The 18,076-nt window shown below is 63.2% G+C and carries 23 protein-coding genes; 14 read left to right on the top strand and 9 right to left on the bottom strand.

What is annotated here, in order from left to right:
* Positions 1–208: 208 nt before the first annotated feature.
* On the top strand, positions 209–559 hold the full coding sequence (locus TZ03_RS21035) for a response regulator (RefSeq protein WP_051100184.1): 351 nt from the start codon (positions 209–211) through the stop codon (positions 557–559).
* A 375-nt stretch (positions 560–934) separates the two neighbouring features.
* Here TZ03_RS21035 and cobF read toward each other — a convergent pair whose 3' ends face one another.
* The gene (gene cobF / locus TZ03_RS21030; RefSeq protein WP_051100182.1) at positions 935–1,684 is read right to left on the bottom strand and encodes a precorrin-6A synthase (deacetylating); all 750 of its coding nucleotides are present in this window, start codon (positions 1,682–1,684) and stop codon (positions 935–937) included.
* A 67-nt stretch (positions 1,685–1,751) separates the two neighbouring features.
* Complete coding sequence (locus TZ03_RS21025) at positions 1,752–3,041, bottom strand: OprD family porin (RefSeq protein ID WP_051100180.1); 1,290 nt, start codon at positions 3,039–3,041, stop codon at positions 1,752–1,754.
* Between the two features lie 362 nt (positions 3,042–3,403).
* Here TZ03_RS21025 and TZ03_RS21020 point away from each other — a divergent pair, with 362 nt between their 5' ends.
* The 3 genes from TZ03_RS21020 to TZ03_RS21010 all read left to right on the top strand — a co-directional run bounded on the left by TZ03_RS21020 (position 3,404) and on the right by TZ03_RS21010 (position 4,856).
* Positions 3,404–3,763 carry a histone-like nucleoid-structuring protein, MvaT/MvaU family gene (locus TZ03_RS21020; RefSeq protein WP_051100178.1) on the top strand — a complete coding sequence of 120 codons (360 nt, stop codon included), beginning with the start codon at positions 3,404–3,406 and terminating at the stop codon, positions 3,761–3,763.
* Positions 3,764–3,988: 225 nt separating this feature from the next.
* Positions 3,989–4,516, top strand: coding sequence for a lactoylglutathione lyase (gloA, locus tag TZ03_RS21015; protein ID WP_051100176.1), 528 nt, complete (start codon positions 3,989–3,991; stop codon positions 4,514–4,516).
* A gap of 97 nt (positions 4,517–4,613) precedes the next feature.
* The gene (locus tag TZ03_RS21010; RefSeq protein WP_051100174.1) at positions 4,614–4,856 is read left to right on the top strand and encodes a hypothetical protein; all 243 of its coding nucleotides are present in this window, start codon (positions 4,614–4,616) and stop codon (positions 4,854–4,856) included.
* A 67-nt stretch (positions 4,857–4,923) separates the two neighbouring features.
* Here the strand turns inward: TZ03_RS21010 and TZ03_RS21005 are convergent, their stop codons facing one another.
* Complete coding sequence (locus tag TZ03_RS21005) at positions 4,924–5,745, bottom strand: shikimate 5-dehydrogenase (RefSeq protein ID WP_051100172.1); 822 nt, start codon at positions 5,743–5,745, stop codon at positions 4,924–4,926.
* A gap of 258 nt (positions 5,746–6,003) precedes the next feature.
* On the opposite strand from TZ03_RS21005, the gene TZ03_RS21000 reads away from it, so the two are divergent.
* Together TZ03_RS21000 and pbpG are read left to right on the top strand one after the other, a co-directional pair.
* Positions 6,004–6,186 (top strand): hypothetical protein, encoded by a 183-nt coding sequence (locus TZ03_RS21000; protein ID WP_051100170.1) that lies wholly within the window; start codon positions 6,004–6,006, stop codon positions 6,184–6,186.
* 242 nt (positions 6,187–6,428) lie between these two features.
* Positions 6,429–7,355, top strand: coding sequence for a D-alanyl-D-alanine endopeptidase (pbpG, locus tag TZ03_RS20995; protein WP_051100168.1), 927 nt, complete (start codon positions 6,429–6,431; stop codon positions 7,353–7,355).
* A 272-nt stretch (positions 7,356–7,627) separates the two neighbouring features.
* Here the strand turns inward: pbpG and TZ03_RS20990 are convergent, their stop codons facing one another.
* Positions 7,628–8,074, bottom strand: coding sequence for a hypothetical protein (locus TZ03_RS20990; RefSeq protein ID WP_051100166.1), 447 nt, complete (start codon positions 8,072–8,074; stop codon positions 7,628–7,630).
* A gap of 270 nt (positions 8,075–8,344) precedes the next feature.
* Between TZ03_RS20990 and TZ03_RS20985 the strand changes: the two genes are divergently transcribed.
* The 8 genes from TZ03_RS20985 to TZ03_RS20950 are packed head-to-tail and all read left to right on the top strand — an operon-like array spanning position 8,345 to position 14,378.
* Positions 8,345–9,538 (top strand): PepSY-associated TM helix domain-containing protein, encoded by a 1,194-nt coding sequence (locus tag TZ03_RS20985; RefSeq protein WP_051100164.1) that lies wholly within the window; start codon positions 8,345–8,347, stop codon positions 9,536–9,538.
* Entirely contained in the window at positions 9,535–10,074 is a 540-nt protein-coding gene (locus TZ03_RS20980; RefSeq protein WP_051100162.1) for a hypothetical protein, read from the top strand. Before TZ03_RS20985 ends, TZ03_RS20980 begins: the two co-directional genes overlap by 4 nt.
* On the top strand, positions 10,071–10,391 hold the full coding sequence (locus tag TZ03_RS20975) for a hypothetical protein (protein ID WP_051100160.1): 321 nt from the start codon (positions 10,071–10,073) through the stop codon (positions 10,389–10,391). The genes TZ03_RS20980 and TZ03_RS20975 overlap by 4 nt, the downstream gene beginning before the upstream one ends.
* Positions 10,388–10,957 carry a DUF6162 family protein gene (locus TZ03_RS20970; RefSeq protein WP_051100158.1) on the top strand — a complete coding sequence of 190 codons (570 nt, stop codon included), beginning with the start codon at positions 10,388–10,390 and terminating at the stop codon, positions 10,955–10,957. The genes TZ03_RS20975 and TZ03_RS20970 overlap by 4 nt, the downstream gene beginning before the upstream one ends.
* A 16-nt stretch (positions 10,958–10,973) precedes the next feature.
* Entirely contained in the window at positions 10,974–11,876 is a 903-nt protein-coding gene (locus TZ03_RS20965; protein ID WP_051100156.1) for a metal ABC transporter substrate-binding protein, read from the top strand.
* A complete protein-coding gene (locus TZ03_RS20960; RefSeq protein ID WP_051100154.1) occupies positions 11,873–12,619 on the top strand; it encodes a metal ABC transporter ATP-binding protein in 747 nt (248 codons plus the stop codon). The genes TZ03_RS20965 and TZ03_RS20960 overlap by 4 nt, the downstream gene beginning before the upstream one ends.
* Positions 12,619–13,518, top strand: coding sequence for a metal ABC transporter permease (locus tag TZ03_RS20955; protein WP_051100151.1), 900 nt, complete (start codon positions 12,619–12,621; stop codon positions 13,516–13,518). The genes TZ03_RS20960 and TZ03_RS20955 overlap by 1 nt, the downstream gene beginning before the upstream one ends.
* Positions 13,515–14,378 (top strand): metal ABC transporter solute-binding protein, Zn/Mn family, encoded by an 864-nt coding sequence (locus TZ03_RS20950; RefSeq protein WP_051100150.1) that lies wholly within the window; start codon positions 13,515–13,517, stop codon positions 14,376–14,378. The genes TZ03_RS20955 and TZ03_RS20950 overlap by 4 nt, the downstream gene beginning before the upstream one ends.
* A gap of 125 nt (positions 14,379–14,503) precedes the next feature.
* On the opposite strand, the gene TZ03_RS20945 is transcribed toward TZ03_RS20950, so the two are convergent.
* The 5 genes from TZ03_RS20945 to TZ03_RS20925 all read right to left on the bottom strand — a co-directional run bounded on the left by TZ03_RS20945 (position 14,504) and on the right by TZ03_RS20925 (position 18,042).
* Positions 14,504–15,556, bottom strand: a complete 1,053-nt coding sequence (locus tag TZ03_RS20945; protein WP_051100148.1) for a DUF1615 domain-containing protein — start codon at positions 15,554–15,556, stop codon at positions 14,504–14,506.
* 26 nt (positions 15,557–15,582) lie between these two features.
* Positions 15,583–16,134: a hydrolase gene (locus tag TZ03_RS20940; protein ID WP_051100146.1), complete on the bottom strand. Its 552-nt coding sequence runs from the start codon at positions 16,132–16,134 to the stop codon at positions 15,583–15,585.
* 57 nt (positions 16,135–16,191) lie between these two features.
* Positions 16,192–16,911 (bottom strand): thioesterase II family protein, encoded by a 720-nt coding sequence (locus TZ03_RS20935; RefSeq protein WP_051100144.1) that lies wholly within the window; start codon positions 16,909–16,911, stop codon positions 16,192–16,194.
* The gene (locus TZ03_RS20930; RefSeq protein WP_003256222.1) at positions 16,908–17,129 is read right to left on the bottom strand and encodes an MbtH family protein; all 222 of its coding nucleotides are present in this window, start codon (positions 17,127–17,129) and stop codon (positions 16,908–16,910) included. The genes TZ03_RS20935 and TZ03_RS20930 overlap by 4 nt, the downstream gene beginning before the upstream one ends.
* A 511-nt stretch (positions 17,130–17,640) precedes the next feature.
* Positions 17,641–18,042, bottom strand: coding sequence for a hypothetical protein (locus tag TZ03_RS20925; RefSeq protein ID WP_051100142.1), 402 nt, complete (start codon positions 18,040–18,042; stop codon positions 17,641–17,643).
* Between the last annotated feature and the right edge of the window lie 34 nt (positions 18,043–18,076).

Here is an 18,076-nt window from a genome sequence, read left to right as displayed (position 1 = left end):
GCGGATCAATCGTTGTTGTTGTCTGCCACTGCACCGTCCTGTCAAGCGAGTCTAACCAGCTTTACCGGCTCTGGCAGGGCATTTAGCCAGCATTTGAAGGTAGCGTGCGCCAATCGTTCCATCTTATTGAAGGGATCGGTATTCTCGGGAACTTCTGGGGCCGCCAGGCGCACAGATTAAAGACATTCATTTGCACAGGATCCGAACCATGCACCTTCTGGTAGTCGAAGACGACGACATCGTACGCATGCTGATGGTCGAAGTGCTCGACGAGTTGGGCTACACGGTCATCGAGGCGGAACACGCCAGCGCTGCGCTGCGGATTCTCGAAGACCCGAGCCAGACGCTGGAGCTGATGATGACTGACGTGGGGCTGCCGGACATGCGCGGTGAAGCGCTGGCGGCAAAAGCGCGCGAACTGCGGCCGCTGTTGCCAGTGCTGTTTGCCAGTGGCTATGCCGAGAGCGTCAATGTGCCGGAGGGCATGCACCTGATCGGCAAGCCGTTCAGCATCGACCAACTGCGGGAGAAGGTGCTGGCCATTCTGGGCAACCCTTGAGGTCGGTGGCGCCTGCTTCGCGGGTGAACCCGCTCCCACAGGATCACCACTTCCCCAACACCTGTGCACTCCTGTGGAAATAACTGTCTTGCCAAAATCTGAAGGCTTGCGCAATTTTTGTGGGAGCTGGCATGCCCTAATGCCAGTCAGTGAAGCAATTTGGGGCCGCTGTGCGGCCCATCGCCGGCAAGCCAGCTCCCACAGGTACTGCACAGTTTTCGGAGCCTGTGGTCAACCTGTGGGAGCTGGCTTGCCGGCGATGAGGCCAGTCCAGGCAATACAAGACAGTTGCTCCCCCAGGTACCGCACAAGTTTAGGGCTCATGATGCACATGTGTGGGGTTACCCACGAAGAGGCCGGCAAAGGCACCACACCTCACAGCTCCCGGCGCAACAGATAGGTATCCATGATCCAGCCCTTGCGCGCCCGCTCGCGCTCGCGCACTTCCAGGATCCGTCCCTTCACCGCCTGCAATGGCCCGGCAATCAGCACCTCATCCGCGGTACCCAGGTACGCGCCCCAGTAGATCGTCAACGCCGGGTCATCGAGCTGGGCAAACGCGCACTGCCCGTCGAGCATCACCACCACATTGTCGATATGACCCTGCCCGGCCAGGCGCCGTCCCGGCAGCACGGTCAGCGGCTCGCCGATACGGTTGAGCGCCACCTGATGGCGCGCCGCCAACGCCTGCACGCTGCTGATGCCCGGGATCACCTGCAAGCGCAGCGCCACCCCGCGCTCGCGGACCAGGTCAAGAATGCGCAACGTGCTGTCATACAAGGCCGGCTCGCCCCACAGCAGAAAGGCGCCGGTCTCACCGGCGCCGATTTCCTGCTCGATCAGTTGCGCATACAGGGCAGCACGCTGCCGGTGCCAGTCCTGCACCGCGCCCAGGTAGTCATCTGCCTGGCCATCGCGCAAGGGGTCAGCCACCTGTACCAGACGATAACCACCCTCAGGAAGATAGCGTTGCAAAATAGCCTTGCGCAGGCGCACCAGCTCGTCCTTGTCGCTGCCTTTGTCGAGCACGAAGAACACGCAGGCGCGGCGCAGTGCGTCGACAGCCTCATAGGTGACCTGGCGCGGGTCACCCGGGCCGATGCCAATCAACAACAGGTCTTTCATTGCCCTGCCCTTTGCCGAAACCAGCAGCCATTGTCAGGCGGCTGCCGGTTTTTGGCAAAGTGAGCGCCTAGAAGACCGAGAAGTTGTAGCTGACAATGACCCGCGTCTCGTCCATGTCACGCGCCCATTTTTCATAGTTGCTGCGATAAGTGGAATTACGCAGGCGCACGCTGACGTCCTTGAAAGTGCCACTTTGCACCTGGTACTTGAACTCGGTGTCGCGTTCCCATTCCTTGCCTTCGGCCGTGCTGCCCGGCACCTTGATATTGTCACCGTTGATATAACGGGTGAAGAAGGTCAAGCCAGGCACACCCAGTGCCTTGAAGTCATAGTCATAGCGCACTTGCCAGGAGCGCTCCTGGGCGGCGGCGAAGTCGTTGACCTGGGCATAGTTGACCAGGTACGGGTTGCTGCCATCCAGATACGGCATGGCACTGTCGCCATACATGCGCTGCCAGCCGGCACTGAGCTTGTGGCCACCCAGGCTGTAACCGAGCATGCCGCTGAAGGCTCGGTGGTCGATTGCGCCGGCGCGGGCATTGCCGATGTCATCGCTCTTGATCAGGCGCAGGTCAGCCGACAGGCTGCCCACCGCCAACGGCTGGCTGGCCACCAGGCCGAGGAAGTGCTGGCGGTAGATGTTCTCCAGCTTGGCCACTTGGTATTGGGCGCTGAACCGCTCGTTGAAACGGTAATCGACACCGGCCAGGTCGAAGTGGTCGGCCTCGATATCACAGGCATAGCGCTTGTTCTTGCAGTGCACGCGAATGTCCTGGCGGTCGGTGGAATCGCGTGCGGTGTACTTGTCCAGGCGCGCCAGGGTGAACTTCAGGTCGCGCAGTTCTTCCGAGGTAAGCATGGCGCCATGGAACATGGTCGGCAGCAGGCGGCCATCGTTGTACTTGAGCAGCGGCACATCCGGCATCATCGAACCGTACTTGAGCACGGTATTGCCTAGCTTGACCTTAGCCGCCAGGCCCAGCTTCGCGTACTGGTCGGCCGAGTGCCGCGGGTCGTGGCCGGAAGACGGCAGCAGGCCGCTGTTACTGTCCGCCGGACTTGAGTCGAGCTTGAAGCCGAACATGCCCAGCGCATCCACGCCAAAACCTAGCGGCCCTTGCGTATAACCCGACTGCACATTGAGGATGAAGCCTTGTGCCCATTCTTCGCGCTTGGATGCACCCTGGCTGGAACTGCTGTGGCCGTCACGAAAATCCCGGTTGAAATAGACATTGCGCGCTTCGACCTTGGCACTGCTGTCTTGAAGAAAACCGGCAGCCTGGGCATTGACGCCGGCACACAACAGGAATAGGCCGGCAACACGACGCCCGGGGGCGAGGGGGAAAGGGGCAAACATGCGAGGAAACATCCAGAATCAAGGCGAGTGAACAACCTGTGGCGCGTACTGGCCACGGTACTGCGGCGGGGCCGAAGAGTAGTCGGCCATCATCTGACGATGATCGCGCAACAGCTCTGGCACGGGCCATTGGACCATGGTCTAGGTGCGCAGAAAGGCAATCGCAAAAAAATCGCGAAGTACCTCGCGCAAAACTAGGAAAGTTCCCGAATTACTTACAAAAAAGTTTGCAGTTTACCCAGTACCCATGAATGACTACACTCGATATCAGCGAACAGCGAAATCCCACCGCGTGGCCGGCGTTTTATTCTTCTTCAATGTTCGTCACGCCCTGCCACGACCGACGTACAGGAGTGATTACAGTGTCCAGACTTGCAGAGTTTCGTGCTGCCGAAAAAGCGCTCCAGGAACAGATGGCGCAACTGGAAGCGTTGAAAAAGGATGCCGGCCTCAAACGCGAAATCGAATTCGAGCAGAAACTAGTCGGCCTGATGAAAAGCTATGACAAGAGCCTGCGCGATATCATCGCCATTCTCGACCCGAAAGCCGCGACTCGGGTTGCCAGCGCCGCGCCCAAGCAACAACGCCGCCCGCGCGTGGTAAAGGTTTACCAGAACCCGCATACCGGCGAGCGCATCGAGACCAAGGGCGGCAACCACCGCGGGCTCAAGGCCTGGAAGGAAGAATACGGGGCCGCCACCGTGGAAAGTTGGGTAAACTGATGAAACGTCTACACACACTTCACACTTTTTTCACAAGGGTTGGCTCAGTATCGAGACAGCTAAAGGACTAGCGACCCCATCACGCGCCCGCACATGCGGGCCTCTAATTCCAGCGCCCTGCCTTGTGCAGGGCGCTTTCATTTGCGCAATCGGCGCACTCCCGTATCATGGCCAGCCTGTCTGTTTTGCCGGCGCCTCGCGCCTGGCCCTGTCTCAGGAGTTCCCATGAGCCTGCACGATCTGCAAACCCTGCCTGGCGTCACCGCCCAGCCCGATGCCGCCACCGCTCAGTTCGTCTTCAACCATACCATGCTGCGGGTCAAGGACATCGAGAAGTCCCTGGACTTCTACACCCGCGTGCTGGGCTTCCGCCTGGTGGACAAGCGCGACTTCCCGGAAGCCGCCTTCAGCCTGTACTTCCTGGCCCTGGTCGACCCCGCGCAGATCCCCGCCGATGACGCCGAACGCCACCGCTGGATGAAGTCGATCCCCGGCGTGCTGGAGCTGACCCACAACCATGGCACCGAAAACGATGCCGAGTTCGCCTACCACAACAGCAACACCGACCCGCGCGGTTTTGGCCACATCTGCATTTCGGTGCCCGACGTACGCGCAGCCTGCGCACGCTTCGAGGAGCTGAACGTGCCGTTCCAGAAACGCCTGCAGGACGGGCGCATGAACCACCTGGCCTTCATCAAGGACCCGGACGGCTACTGGGTCGAAGTGATCCAGCCAGCCGAGCTCGAAGGCTAGGCATCGATCGCTGTTCGCTCGTCGGGCCGGGAACTCCCGGCCCCTTGCTGTGGTATATGAAAGTAACTGTTTCACATGCCACAGCGAGGTAAGGACGATGCAATCTCTTCACTGTGAATACCGCGAGTACACCATCACCGCCAGCGTGATGCCCCATCCCGATTCCCCCCTGCCCTATGCCGCCGGGTGCCGGATCACCGATCCCGAAGGGCACACCAGCAAGCGCATTTCGATGCCGATGAAGTTCTTCTCCGACCTTGAGAATGCGCAGCATGTGTCGCTGGCCCATGGCCGGGCGCTGGTTGACCAGCAGTTGGATGAAGGGCACAAGGTGTTCTGATCTTGTCATGGCCTGTGCCGGCCTCTTCGCGGCGGTTCGACGCCTCGAAGAGGCCGGCACAGGGGCATCAGGCATCCCGGGCGTAAGCCACCGCCGCGTCCACCTGGGCCCGCGTCGGCCGCACCCCGGTGTACAGCACGAACTGCTCCAGCGCCTGCAGCGCAATCACCTCCAGCCCGGTGATCACCGGCTTGCCCAACGCCTCCGCCCGCCGGATCAACGGCGTGCGCGCCGGCATCGCCACCACGTCGAATACCCGCGCCGCCGCAGCAATGGCGTTTTCGCCAAACGCCAATTCCTCGGCCTGCGGCCCGCCCGCCATACCAATCGGCGTCACGTTCACCAGCATTGGCGGACACACGTCGCCCAGTTCGGGCACCCAGCGATAGCCACAGACATCCGCCAGCTGCCGCCCGGCCTGCTCGTTACGCGCCACGATGATGCCTTCGGCGAACCCGGCATCGCGCAAGGCACTGGCCACGGCCTTGGCCATGCCACCACTGCCACGCAGGGCAAAGGCGGTACAGGGGTCGACCTGGTGCTGCACCAGCAACTGGCGCACGGCCAGGTAATCGGTGTTGTAGGCCTTCAGGTGGCCATTGCTATTGACCAGGGTATTGACCGCTTCGATGGCCGCGGCGGACGGGTCGATTTCGTCGACCAGGGCCATGCACGCTTCCTTGTAGGGCATCGACACCCCGCAGCCGCGGATACCCAAGGCGCGGATCCCTGCCACCGCCGCCGGCAGGTCATCGGTACGCATGGCCTTGTAGTAGAAGTCCAGGCCCAGTTGCTGGTAGAGGTGATTGTGAAAACGCACGCCGAAGGTGCCAGGGCGCCCGGCTAAAGAGATGCACAGCACGGTATCTCTGCTGGGAGTTGTCGACATAACCTGCTCCTGTGTCATGACTGAAACGTTTGTGCAGCGTAACAGAGCAACCGCTGGTCGTCCCTTACACAACCTTTACCGTTCCCCTGCGCTCAGCTGACGGAGACTGGAGTCATAGTATCGAGGCCCCGAGCTTGGGGCGTTATGGCCCGCCGCGCTGGTAACGGTTGATAGAACTAATGACCACTATCGAGGAAGTTGATTTCAAACCGCCCCGGCTGCTGCGTATGGTAGAGCCATGTTTCACAGGAGGTCCTCATGGCCACTATCCAGATCATGTCCGTTGTCGGCAGCGCCGTCCCTGCAGCATTGCGTGAGCAGGGCCTGCTGGCGTGCTGGTACCTGGTGCGCAACGGCGAGGCCGTAAGCGGCCCGATGCCGACCCTCGCCTCAGCCCAGGCCCTGGTCGAACAGCTGCAACCAGGCACCTTGGTCGCCTGACCCGTATTTGTTGTGCGTTGCTCCCTACGCCCTTATGGCCCGCCAATTTGGCGGGTCTTTTTTTGCTGTGCGAGCCGACGGACGGAGCCAGCAGAACCGTTCCAGCATGAAGCTTTTTTCATTTCGACAGGTCAGCTCATCGAGCAATCGACAGCGCTTCGACCATACTCCAGAATGCAGCGGTTTCTAGGCGGAAAACCCTTGCACAGCCAACGACATACCAACTTTTAGTGAGCCTCAACGTGAAAACATCCCTGTCCATCCTCAGCCTGCTGCTGTTGCTCACAGGTACCGCGACCCTTCCGTCGACCGCTGCTGCACAACCCCCAGCCCAGGTTCAACGCGACCCGTCCAAGCTGCATCTTGCCTCAGGCAGCGCCCTGCTGATCGACCTGAACACCAACCAGGAACTGTATTCGAGCCACGCCGACCGCGTGGTGCCCATCGCCTCGGTGACCAAACTGATGACGGCGATGGTGGTGCTGGATGCCAAGCTGCCCATGGATGAAATGCTCACCATGACCATTGCCAACAACCCGGAAATGAAAGGTGTGTATTCACGGGTACGCCTGGGCAGCCAGCTCGACCGCCGGGAAACCTTGCTGATTACCCTGATGTCGTCGGAAAACCGTGCGGCCAACACCCTGGCCAACCACTACCCCGGCGGCTACCCGGCGTTCATCAAGGCGATGAATGCCAAGGCCCGCAGCCTGGGCATGGCACACACCCGCTACGTCGAGCCGACCGGCCTGTCGACGCAGAACGTGTCCACTGCTCGCGACCTGGCCAAGCTGTTGCTGGCCTCACGCAAGTACCCGATGCTGAGCGAGCTGTCGACCACCCGCGAGAAGACCGTGGCCTTCCGCAAGCCCAACTACACCCTGGGCTTCCGTAACACCGACCACCTGGTGAACAAGAGCAACTGGGACATCAAGCTGACCAAGACTGGCTTCACCAACGAAGCCGGGCATTGCCTGGTGCTGCTGACCCGCATGGACAACCGCCCGGTGGCCATGGTCATCCTCGATGCCTTCGGCAAGTACACCCACTTCGCCGATGCCAGCCGCATGCGCCAGTGGCTGGAAACCGGCGCAGCCAAGCCGGCACCGGCAGTGGCCATGCAATACAAGGCAGACCGGCAGAACAAGGGGCGGCTGGCGTCCGAGTGATCTGAGCCAGATATAGTAGGGCCTGCACCGGCCTATCGCCGGCAAGCCACACACAGACACTGCACAGGCCTTGAGGCTGATGCGGTCCATGTGGGAGCGGCCTTGTGTCGCGAAAGGGCTGCGGAGCAGCCCCAGGGTTTCAGCGCAGGTGCACAGATTGCTGGGGCCGCTTTGCGGCCCTTTCGCGACACAAGGCCGCTCCCACAATGACAGCACTAGCCGCAAGCCATGTGGGGCTTGCCGGCGATGGGCTGCACGGCAGCCCCAGGTCGTCAGGCCGTGGCACTGACCATTCCGCCCGCACTGCTGCCGCCCTCTTGCTGCAACAGCTCCAGCAGTTTCGCCGTGGCAGCCAGGATCTGCCCGTTGATGGTGGCAATGCTCGCCTGCTTGGCGCTCACAGCAGCCGCCTTGGCAGTTTCATCCATTTTGCTCTCCATCAGTGCCGCCAACTGCTTCTGCTCCTCGGCCAGTTGCTTCTGCAAATCCTTGATCAGCTGGCGCAGCGCGGTCACGCCCTGCGACTCGCCACTGTCTTCACTGTCCGTGGATTGCGCCTGGCTACCCGCTGAAACCTTCATGCTGTCGCTACTGATGCGCAAGGGGCCTGGCGCTTCACCGGCCTGGTTTGCCTGTTCACGCTCTGCAGTTGGGTTCGCGCCAAGGGTCTGCGCTGAAACGCCGTTGATCATCAGGTTGCTTGCTGTTATTGCGCTCATGTCGAATCCCTGCTTCAAAAATCGGTCCTTGCCGTAGCCCCCCCTATCGGCCACCTTTCGTAGTTCTTTAGCCCGCTTAAATTCCCCCTCGCCTGGCCCCTCTGCTACGCCTTTCCAGGCCGGCCTGACGCTTTTTTGCGCCGGCGGCTTGCGTCATCTGAAACATTTGCTTGCATTTAAATCGGCAGGTTTTGAATTCTCATTCGTCCTTATTAATGCAGCCCTCTTGGTTGGGCATAAGCTCGACTACACATTTCAGAAGACAGTCAGATGGCCAAATCACCAAAAAAATCCAAATCCAGGCTGTGGTTCCTGGTCCACAGCTGGCTCGCCCTGCCGATCTGGTTCTTCGTCCTGATCGTCTGCTTCACCGGCATGCTCGCCGTGGTCAGCCAGGAAATCGTCTGGCTGGCCAACCCGGACGTGCGAGCCAGCAAGCCCGACGGTGATGCCGAACGCCTGAGCTACCAGCAGGTGCTCGATGCCCTGCACAAAGCCGAACCGGACATGGTCGTGCGCTCGCTAAGCCAGCCCGACGGCTCGCATTTCGCACTCAATGCCTCGGTGACCTTCCCCGACGGCACCTCCCCGACGTTGTACGTAAACCCTTATACCGGGGTAATCCAAGGCAAGAGCCCGGACTTTAACTTCGAAGGCTTCACCCGCGCCCTGCACGGCTGGTGGCTGGTGCCATTCACCAATGGTTTCAGCTGGGGCTGGTACCTGGTTTCGCTGCTGGGCCTACCGATGCTGGCCTCGTTGGTTACCGGCCTGGTGGTCTACAAGAAGTTCTGGAAAGGCTTTTTCAAGCCGGTGCGCACCGGCCATGGTTCACGTATTTTCTGGGGCGACCTGCACCGCCTGGCCGGTGTCTGGTCGATCTGGTTTATCGCGGTGATTTCCATCACCGGAACCTGGTTCCTGATTCAGGCCATCCTGTTCGACAACAAGATCAGCATCTCCACCGAGCCGATCGTGCCGGTGATCGCGCGTGAACAGGTGCCCCAGACCGCCGATGGCAGCCCCGCGCCGCGCATCGACCTGGACGAGGCGGCCCGTATTGCCGGCCTGGCCATTCCGGGCCTGGAGATCAGTTTCATCTCGCTGCCTGCCACCGCGTACAGCCATGTCAGCATGGGCGGGCGCGGCTGGTATCCGCTGATGTTCCAGACCGCGTTGGTCAACCCCTACACCAGCAAGGTCGATAGCCAGTTCCTGCTCAGCGACCGCTCCACCCTGGAGTTCGTTACCGAGTCCATGCGCCCCTTGCACACCGGCGACTTCGGTGGCCTGCCGATCAAGCTGATCTGGTTCTTCTTCGGCCTGATCCTGACCTTGATGGTGTTCAGCGGCCTGCTGATCTGGACCAAGCGTACCGCCCAGGCCACCGCCGCCGCCCTCAAACGCAGTGAACGTGCCCCCCGCGCGGCACGCAGCGACACCACCGCGGAGATCCAGCCATGAACCAGGCCCAAGCCCTACCCGTCAGCCCGATGAAACAGTGGTGGTTGAAATGGCGTTTCCATCTGAACATTCTGCTGATTCTCATCCCACTGGGGTTCATGCCCAAATATTTCGCCGACGCCAAGCTGTTCCGCGGTGACGCTGGCCTGGGGGCCAACGTGATCAGCGATATCCAGGCCGGCCCCTACACGCTCGACCTGGCCGAGCTGCGTGACGAAGCGCCACGCGCCGACGGCCCGGCTGGCCACTTCAAATCCTTCAACGCAGCGCTGTGCAAGGCCTGCATCAATGATGTCAAGGCGGTTTACCTGCGCATCGGCAAACCGCGCAGCCTGCGCGCCGCCGGGACAATCTTCTTTGGCGCACCCTACCGCATGGGCACCAACCTGCCGATCCCGCCGCGCACCAAACCCGACGCGCAGATCTGGATCACCCTGGAAGGCTGGGACGGCAGCATGCACCAGGCGTCGGTCCCCCTGGCCAAGGCATCGCCAGCCACCGTGGCCTGGCTCGAGAAACAAGGAGGCAAGAAATGAAACACCTGATGCGCACCCTCGCCCTGCCCTTGCTGGCACTGGCCGCAGGCCCGGCCCTGGCGCACAACCCGATGTGCGAATGCGAAGAGCTGGCCAGCGGCCAGGTCAAGTGCACTGGCGGCTTTTCGGACGGCAGCGGTGCCCCCGGGGTGACCCTGGATGTGATCGGCTATGACGAACAGGTGCTGGTCGGCGGCAAACTGGGCGAGGACTCGACGCTGACCTTCAAGCGCCCTGATGGCGAATTCTACGTGCTGTTCGATGCCGGCCCCGGGCACGTGGTAGAAGTCGACTACGCCGATATCGCCCAGCCATGAGCCGCACCCAAGTGATTCGCCCGGCTGGCGCCGGGCACGAGACCCTGTACGTGCTGCTGGTCAGCCTGCTGATCGTGGTGCTTGCCGCCAGCGTGGTGATGCTGCGTGGCGAGCGTGAGGACGAACAGGCCATCGCCAGCCACCAGATCGATGCCCGCCGCGACCTCACCGCCGCCGAGCAAGGCCTGTACACCGACCTCAGGGTGGCCTTCGACGAGATCCAGCTGCTGCGCGAAGAAAACGCCGCACCGCCCAGTGTGCAGGCCCTGGCCGAGGAAGGCCTGCCACCATTCGTGGTCGATGCCGGCAGCCAGAGCCGTGGTGCTCACCAATGGTCGTGGCTGGCAGCCGGCGCCTACCTGGGCCGCAGCCAGGCCCCCGAGGTAGCGGGCAGCCTGCTACTGATCCTGCCGCCCGACAGCACTGGCCAGGCCGATGTCTGGCTGCGCCGCGACAGCGCCGCCGTGACCCCGGACGACCTCGGCCAGGCCGCCCTTGTCGCCGCTGGCTGGCAACAGGTGGTCAGCCACTACGACGCCGGGGTTACCCGCGAACACCGCCACTGAACCCAAGGACTTCCCCATGCTTCGCTCCGCCCTCGCCCTGCTCCTGGCCCTTGCCCTGCCGGCATTGGCCCTGGCCGATAACGGCAAGCCGCTGCGCATCGGTATCACCCTGCATCCCTACTACAGCTACGTGAGCAACATCGTCGGTGACAAGGCCGAGGTGGTGCCGCTGATTCCGGCAGGCTTCAACCCCCACGCCTACGAGCCACGGGCCGAGGACATCAAGCGCATCGGTACGTTGGACGTGGTGGTGCTCAATGGCGTCGGCCATGACGACTTCGCCGACCGCATGATCGCCGCCAGCGAAAAACCCGGCATCCACACCATCGAGGCCAACCAGAACGTACCGTTGCTGGCAGCCACCGGCATTGCCTCCCGCGGCGCCGGCAAGGTGGTCAACCCGCACACCTTCCTGTCGATCAGCACCACCATCGCCCAGGTAAACAACATCGCCCGCGAGTTGGGCAAGCTCGACCCGGACAATGCCAAGTTCTACACGCAAAACGCCCGCGCCTATGCCAAGCGCCTGCGCGCCCTGCGTGCCGAGGCCCTGGCCAAGGTCACCGAGGCCCCTAGCGCCACCTTCCGTGTCGCCACCATCCATGCGGCCTACGACTACCTGGTACGCGACTTCGGCCTGGAGGTGACTGCAGTGGTCGAACCGGCCCATGGCATCGAGCCAAGCCCGGCCCAGTTGAAAAAGACCATCGACCAGCTCAAGGCCTTGGACGTGAGGGTGATCTTCTCGGAAATGGACTTCCCGTCTGCCTATGTCGAAACCATCCAGCGTGAGTCCGGCGTACGCCTGTACCCACTGACGCACATTTCCTACGGCGAATACACCAAGGACAAGTACGAAGTGGAAATGAAGCGCAACCTCGACACCGTGGTCCGCGCCATCCAGGAGAACCGCGCATGACCGCCGCCGCCAACCTGGTGACGGCCTGCGGGCCGCGCATCGAGTTCGCCGGCATCGACCTGACCCTGGGCCGCACGCGCATCCTCGAACAGGTCAGCTTCAGCGTTGCCGCCGGCAGCGTGCACGCCATCGTCGGGCCCAACGGCGGCGGCAAGAGTTCGCTGATCAAGACCCTGCTCGGGCAGATGCCCCACCAAGGCCAACTGACCCTGCACTGGCCGGGTGAACGCGAGGTGATCGGCTACGTGCCACAGGCGCTGGAGTTCGACCGCGGCTTGCCGATGACGGTGGACGACTTCATGGCTGCCATGTGCCAGCGCCGCCCAGCTTTCCTCGGCCTGTCGCGTCGCGTGCAACCAGCCATCGACGCGGCCCTGGCGCAGGTCGGCATGCTCGACAAACGCAAGCGGCGCATGGGCGCGTTGTCCGGTGGCGAACGCCAGCGCGTGCTGCTGGCCCAGGGGCTGATCCCCGAGCCGCAGTTGCTGGTGCTGGACGAGCCCATGTCGGCGCTCGATGAAGCCGGTATCCAGGTGTTCGAACAGCTGCTGCTGGGCTGGCGCCAGGCCGGTACCACCGTGCTGTGGATCGAGCACGACCTGGAAGCCGTGCTGAGCCTGGCCGACCGGGTCACCGGCCTGAGCCGCCAGGTGCTGTTCGACGCCCCGCCCGCACAGGCCCTGACCCCAGAGCGCCTGCTCGGCCTGTTCTCCGTTCACCCGCGCAGCGAGAGCCTTGCCTGATGAGTTTTGACACATTTCGCCAACTGGTCCAGGACTGGGCCACTGCCGGCTACCTGCCCGAGGCGCTGGCCTACGGCTTCGTGGTCAACGCCCTGCTGGCCGGCCTGATGATCGGCCCGGTACTGGGCGGCCTGGGTACCCTGGTAGTGGTCAAGCGCTTTGCCTTCTTCTCCGAGGCGGTCGGCCACGCCGCGCTGACCGGCGTGGCAATCGGTATCCTGCTGGGCGAACCCTACACCGGCCCCTACGGCAGCCTGTTCGGCTACTGCCTGCTGTTCGGCATCCTGCTCAACTTCCTGCGTAACCGCACCGGGCTGTCGCCAGACACCCTGATCGGCGTATTCCTGTCAGTGTCGCTGGCGCTGGGCGCCAGCCTGCTGCTGATGCTGGCGGGCAAGATCAACGTGCACATTCTCGAGAACGTGCTGTTCGGCTCGGTGCTGACCGTCAGCGGCCAGGACCTGGTGGTGCTGGGCATCGTCGCGGTGCTGGTACTGGCCCTGGCCGTGCCGCTGTACAACCGCATCATGCTGGCCAGTTTCAACCCACAGCTGGCAGCCGTACGCGGGGTGGCGGTGAAAACCCTGGACTACCTGTTCGTGGTGCTGGTCACGCTGGTCACCGTGGCTTCGGTAAAGGTGATCGGGGCGATCCTGGTCGGTGCGCTGCTGGTGATCCCCGCCGCTGCCGCACGCCTGGTCAGCCAGTCGCTCAAGGGCTTTTTCTTCCTGTCGGTGCTGATCGCCACCCTGAGCACTCTGCTTGGCATCCTGCTGCCGATCGTCCTCGACCTGCCGGTGCCATCGGGCGCCGCGATCATCCTGGTCGCCGGCATCTGCTTTGCCCTGGCCGCCCTGGCCCGCGCCCTCGTCCCCCGCCTGCAAGGAAACCCGGCATGAACCTGAAACGCCTGACCCTGGCGCTGGCCCTGGCCGGCCTGCCGTCGCTGTCTTTCGCCACGCAAGTGCTGACCACCCTGCCCGTCACCCACAGCCTGGCCAGCGCCCTGCTCGATGGCACGGCGGTGCAGCTCAAGCGCGCGGCGCCGGCCAACCTGCCGGCCAGCCGCCAGCCGTCGTATTTCAGCGGGCGTGGCGGGGCCAGCCTGCACAAGGCTGCGCAGCAGGCCGATGCAGTGATTGGTGTGCGCTCGATCTGGCGTGACGACCCGCTATACCCGATGGCCCGGCGCAGCAATATCCGCATTGTCGAGATCGATGCTGCGCGGCCAGTGGATGGCGCCCTGCCGGGCATTGCGGTGAGCGGTGACGATGCCTATGGCGCTTACCCCTGGCTCAACCCGACCAACCTGGGGCGCATGGCCGACGTGGTGGCTAATGACCTGGAGCGATTGGCGCCGGACGACAAGGCGAAGATCCAGGGCAATCTGGCGGGTCTTAAACGGCAATTGCTGGAGCTTTCGGCCAGCAGCCAGACACGCCTGGCCAAGATCGACAACCTGACGGTGGTGAGCCTGTCCGAGCGCCTGGGTTATCTTGCCAGCGGCTTGAACCTGGATGTGGTCGAGCAGCCGCTGCCGGCCGAGTGGGATGCACCGGCGCTCAAGGCCTTGGCGGAGAACCTGCAGGCGCAGGATGTGGCGCTGGTGCTGGATCACCGGCAGCCGGCGGCGGCGGTGGCCGAGGTGATCAAGGCGGCCGGGGCGAAGCTGGTGGTGGTGGAGAGTGACCCTGAGGATGCCTTTGTGGGGCTGAAAGCCAGTGTCGACCAAGTGGTTGAGGCACTGGGCGAAAGCTGATGTTGCCTGTACCGGCCTCTTCGCGGGCTTGCCCGCTCCCACAGCTACATCACAGGTTTCAAGGGCTGTGTCGTACCTGTGGGAGCGGGCAAGCCCGCGAAGAGGCCGGCAAAGACAGCATACAGCTAACGCTTCATGCACCTCTGATAGCGTTCATCCACTCGCCCAGCAAACCACGCCGTGGTCAGTTTGCGGGTGATCTTCGGGCTTTTCAGCTGGATCCCCGGCAGCACCGCCCGCGGCACCGGCTTGCCAGCCGCGGCATCCGCCAGGGCGAAAACCCCGCTGTACAACTTGCTGTCCTCGAAGGCCAAACTGTCACCCTTTTCCAGTTGGCTGCGAATCTGCGGGTTACGCAGCCCCAGCTTCACCCCCAGCTTGCGCGCGGCTTGTTCGGTAGTACCCGGCATGATCGCCCCGGGCGCGATCAGGTCGCCGTCCAGGGCCAACGGCACGCCTGTCACCTTGCTCAGCGCTGCCTGAAACGCTGCATTGCGGCTGGCGTACCAGCCCGCGTTGAAATCGGCAAAGCGGTACAGCTGGCGTTCGTAGCTGGCCGGGTAGCCCAACAAGTGGGCAATGCCGAAGTACATGCCGCCCCGCCGGCTGAACACTTCCTGGCGAATGCTGCCATCGTGGCTGTAGGGGTAATCCTGCGCATGCTTTTCGGCGAAATCGATGCTGACCTGCATCGGCCCGCCGGTGTGCACCGGGTTGAGCCCGCCGAGCAAGGTCTTGCCCAGTGGCACACGGGCGATGACCTCGTCGTACAGCTCGCTCAACTGCTTCTCGCTGCGCACCGCCTGCAAGCGCTGCTGGTAGCTCTTGCCACTGCCCGAAGGGGCCTTCAATGCGCCGTCGACCAGCAGCTTGGGGATATGCAGGCGCGCGGCGCGGCGGTCGATTTCCTCGCGGGCGATACGCCCCAGGTTGGGCACCTGCGGGTCGGCGCTGAAGGTCGACTCCTGCTCGGTCACTGCCAGCACCGCGCACAGGTTGCTTTTGCTGGGGACAAGGCGCTGGGCTTGGAAAGCCACCTGGATGTCCCTGGCCCAGCCCTCGCGGTCCTTGGCCTGGGCGGGCAACAGCCGCAGCAGCTGTGCACGGACCTTGGCCGGATCCGCCTGTGGTGCTTCCTCCCGACGCCCGGCGCAGCCTTGCAGCAGCGCCAGGGCCATCAACCCGGCAGCCAGGAGCCGGCCGTTCAGGGCTGCTCACCGACCAGGTAGGTCTTGCTGATGTGGCGGAACAGCGGGTGGCCGGCACTGCCCATCAGCTCGAACAGCACCATTTCGCGGGTTACCACCTGCGCCCCTGCGGCACGCATGCGTGCCAGGCCCGCCGCCTTGCTCGCCGGGGTACGGCTGTCGCAGGCATCCTCGACCACGAACACCTGCTTGCCCAACGCCAGCAGGCCAAGCACGGTCTGCAACACGCAGACGTGGGTTTCCATGCCGCAGACGATCACCTGTTCACGTGCCAGCAGGCTGGCTGGCAGACATTGCGCCGCCACGCAGGAAAAATGGCTTTTCTCCACCACTTCGGCGGCCGGCGCGGCGGCCAGCAGCTCGGCCAGGGTATGGCCCAGGCCCTTGGGGTACTGCTCGGAAATCACCGTCGGCAACTCCAGCTCGGCCGTCGCCGCCAGCAACCAGCGGGCCCGTGCGCGGGTGCCTGCGGGGTCGCTCATGGCGCCAATGAGTTTTTCCTGGATGTCGACGACCAGCAGTGTGGCCTTGTGTGGATCGATCAGCATTGTCTAGCCCTTGCCTGGGAAAAGGCCTAGCCTCCCCCAGGCAAGCGGTGGCGTCAATCAGGCGGAAAGCCGAAGCGGTTGCAGCGATGCAGTCAGCGCGCCGAGCACACGGTCCTCATGCTCGTGGATGAAGAAGTGACCGCCCGGGAACATCTGCAGCGTGAACTCGCCGTGGGTTTCCCTGCGCCAGGCCTGCAGTTGCTCGTCGTTGGCCCGGTCCTCCGTGCCGCCCAGCACATGCAGCGGGCACTGCAACGCCGGCCGCTGGCGGTAGGCATAGGTGCCGCACAGCAGGAAATCGGCGCGCAAGGTCGGCAAGGTCAGGCTCATCAGCTCGGCATTGGCCAGCACTTCCTCTGGCGTACCCTGAAGCTCGCGCAACTCGCTGATCAGCTCAGCATCGCTCTTGGGCTCGCGCCAGTTCTTGCCGTCATAGTCCTCCCGACGGGTCGGGGCCGCCGTGCCGCAGGCGAACAAGGCCAGCGGCGCCGGGCAGCCCAGCGCTTGCAGCTCATGGGCCAGCTCGAAGGCCAGCAGCGCCCCCAGGCTGTGACCGAGCAATGCATACGGCGCACTGGCTGCCAGGCGCTGTTCGCTGGCCAGTTGCCGGGCCAGGGCCTGCATGTCGGTGTGCAGTGGCTCGGCCATACGCGCACCGCGCCCGGGCAGCTCTACTGGGCGCACCTGCAGCCAAACCGGCAGCTTGCGCCGCCAGCGGCTGTAGACCATGGCACTTGCCCCGGAATACGGCAGACACAGCAGGTTCAGCGCAGTCACTGGGCGGCGGCTTCGGCCATTTTCTGGCGCAGGCTCAGCGGGCGCATGTCGGTCCAGACCTCGTCGATGTAGGCCAGGCAGTCCTTCTTCAGGCCGCTCTTGCCCACGGCACGCCAGCCATTGGGGATGGCCTTGTAGTCGGGCCAGATCGAGTACTGCTCTTCGTGGTTGACCACTACCTGGAACTGGATATCGTCGCGGTCGAAAACGGAAGTCATTGCCTGTCTCCTTGAATGATGGGTGCCGCTGCGCGCCTGGCGCAGGGCGGCTTTCAAGTAGACGTAGCAAGTTGCAAGAAAATTAGTGGGGATATCATCCAGACAGGCCGCCAACCCTGTAGGGAGAAACTGTCTTGTATTGCCTGGGCTGGCCTCATCGCCGGCAAGCCAGCTTCCACAGGTACTGCGCAGGGCTTGAGGCCTGCACAGTCCCTGTGGGCATGTCGAGGCGTCGAACCGCCGCGAACACCGGCAAAGCCGGTGCTATCCATCGCGCTGGATTCTTCGCGGGTGACCTAGAATCGGCGGGTACTGATCAGCTCATCCAGCACCCGGGCTCCCACAAGGACCGCGAAAGGCTTGAGGTCTGCACTGTGCCTGTAGGAGCCCGGCTTGCCGGCGATGGGCCGCAAAGCGGCCCCAATCGTTGAGCAAGACAGTTGCTCTCACAGGTACTGCACAGGGCTTGAGGCCTGTGCGGCCGCTCCCAGATCAAGGAGCGCATTTCAGTTCAGGTATCACGCAGCAGGTCGTGGGTATCGAGAAGGCGGAAGGCGACCTGCGGGTTTCGCTCCAGTCCACGCCGAATCGCCGCCGGGATCGACTGCCGGGTCTTGCGGCACAGCCCGAGCTGGTCATCCAGTTCGATAACGATGCCGCGCATGGTCCGCACTTCGTTGAAACCCGGGGCAATGTGCACGCGGATGCCGAGGTTTTCGTACATCCGTTGCTGCAGGCGTTGCAGGTCTTCCAGGTCCTTGAGGTTTTCCAGGCGTTCGACCAGGCGTTTCTCTTCCTGGCGAGTCAGCAGGAGGATGCGCTGGGCTGTCTGCGGGTGGTCGGCCAGGTGTTCGCGGCCACAGTCGCAGGCGCCAGGGGGACAGGGTTGGCGCAAAGGAGGTGGTGTACTCATGCTGCAAGCATAGCTTGTACCGGCCCCTTCGCGG

It is taken from the genome of Pseudomonas sp. 10-1B (assembly GCF_000935045.1).
Classification (GTDB): Bacteria; Pseudomonadota; Gammaproteobacteria; order Pseudomonadales; family Pseudomonadaceae; genus Aquipseudomonas.
The sequence above is the reverse complement of the archived record's forward strand: the minus strand, read 5'-3'. Positions and strand labels throughout refer to the sequence as shown.

What these genes read in the sequence shown, in the direction of transcription:
- TZ03_RS20970 (WP_051100158.1), top strand. Translation starts at nt 10,388, where the DNA reads ATGAGCCGCACCCAAGTGATTCGCCCGGCTGGCGCCGGGCACGAGACC.
- cobF (WP_051100182.1), bottom strand. Translation starts at nt 1,684, where the DNA reads ATGAAAGACCTGTTGTTGATTGGCATCGGCCCGGGTGACCCGCGCCAG.
- TZ03_RS21000 (WP_051100170.1), top strand. Translation starts at nt 6,004, where the DNA reads ATGGCCACTATCCAGATCATGTCCGTTGTCGGCAGCGCCGTCCCTGCA.
- TZ03_RS20990 (WP_051100166.1), bottom strand. Translation starts at nt 8,074, where the DNA reads ATGAGCGCAATAACAGCAAGCAACCTGATGATCAACGGCGTTTCAGCG.
- TZ03_RS20940 (WP_051100146.1), bottom strand. Translation starts at nt 16,134, where the DNA reads ATGCTGATCGATCCACACAAGGCCACACTGCTGGTCGTCGACATCCAG.
- TZ03_RS20950 (WP_051100150.1), top strand. Translation starts at nt 13,515, where the DNA reads ATGAACCTGAAACGCCTGACCCTGGCGCTGGCCCTGGCCGGCCTGCCG.
- TZ03_RS20975 (WP_051100160.1), top strand. Translation starts at nt 10,071, where the DNA reads ATGAAACACCTGATGCGCACCCTCGCCCTGCCCTTGCTGGCACTGGCC.
- TZ03_RS20960 (WP_051100154.1), top strand. Translation starts at nt 11,873, where the DNA reads ATGACCGCCGCCGCCAACCTGGTGACGGCCTGCGGGCCGCGCATCGAG.
- TZ03_RS21010 (WP_051100174.1), top strand. Translation starts at nt 4,614, where the DNA reads ATGCAATCTCTTCACTGTGAATACCGCGAGTACACCATCACCGCCAGC.
- gloA (WP_051100176.1), top strand. Translation starts at nt 3,989, where the DNA reads ATGAGCCTGCACGATCTGCAAACCCTGCCTGGCGTCACCGCCCAGCCC.
- TZ03_RS20980 (WP_051100162.1), top strand. Translation starts at nt 9,535, where the DNA reads ATGAACCAGGCCCAAGCCCTACCCGTCAGCCCGATGAAACAGTGGTGG.
- TZ03_RS21005 (WP_051100172.1), bottom strand. Translation starts at nt 5,745, where the DNA reads ATGTCGACAACTCCCAGCAGAGATACCGTGCTGTGCATCTCTTTAGCC.
- TZ03_RS20925 (WP_051100142.1), bottom strand. Translation starts at nt 18,042, where the DNA reads ATGAGTACACCACCTCCTTTGCGCCAACCCTGTCCCCCTGGCGCCTGC.
- TZ03_RS20985 (WP_051100164.1), top strand. Translation starts at nt 8,345, where the DNA reads ATGGCCAAATCACCAAAAAAATCCAAATCCAGGCTGTGGTTCCTGGTC.
- TZ03_RS21025 (WP_051100180.1), bottom strand. Translation starts at nt 3,041, where the DNA reads ATGTTTGCCCCTTTCCCCCTCGCCCCCGGGCGTCGTGTTGCCGGCCTA.
- TZ03_RS20945 (WP_051100148.1), bottom strand. Translation starts at nt 15,556, where the DNA reads ATGGCCCTGGCGCTGCTGCAAGGCTGCGCCGGGCGTCGGGAGGAAGCA.
- TZ03_RS20955 (WP_051100151.1), top strand. Translation starts at nt 12,619, where the DNA reads ATGAGTTTTGACACATTTCGCCAACTGGTCCAGGACTGGGCCACTGCC.
- TZ03_RS20930 (WP_003256222.1), bottom strand. Translation starts at nt 17,129, where the DNA reads ATGACTTCCGTTTTCGACCGCGACGATATCCAGTTCCAGGTAGTGGTC.
- TZ03_RS21035 (WP_051100184.1), top strand. Translation starts at nt 209, where the DNA reads ATGCACCTTCTGGTAGTCGAAGACGACGACATCGTACGCATGCTGATG.
- TZ03_RS20965 (WP_051100156.1), top strand. Translation starts at nt 10,974, where the DNA reads ATGCTTCGCTCCGCCCTCGCCCTGCTCCTGGCCCTTGCCCTGCCGGCA.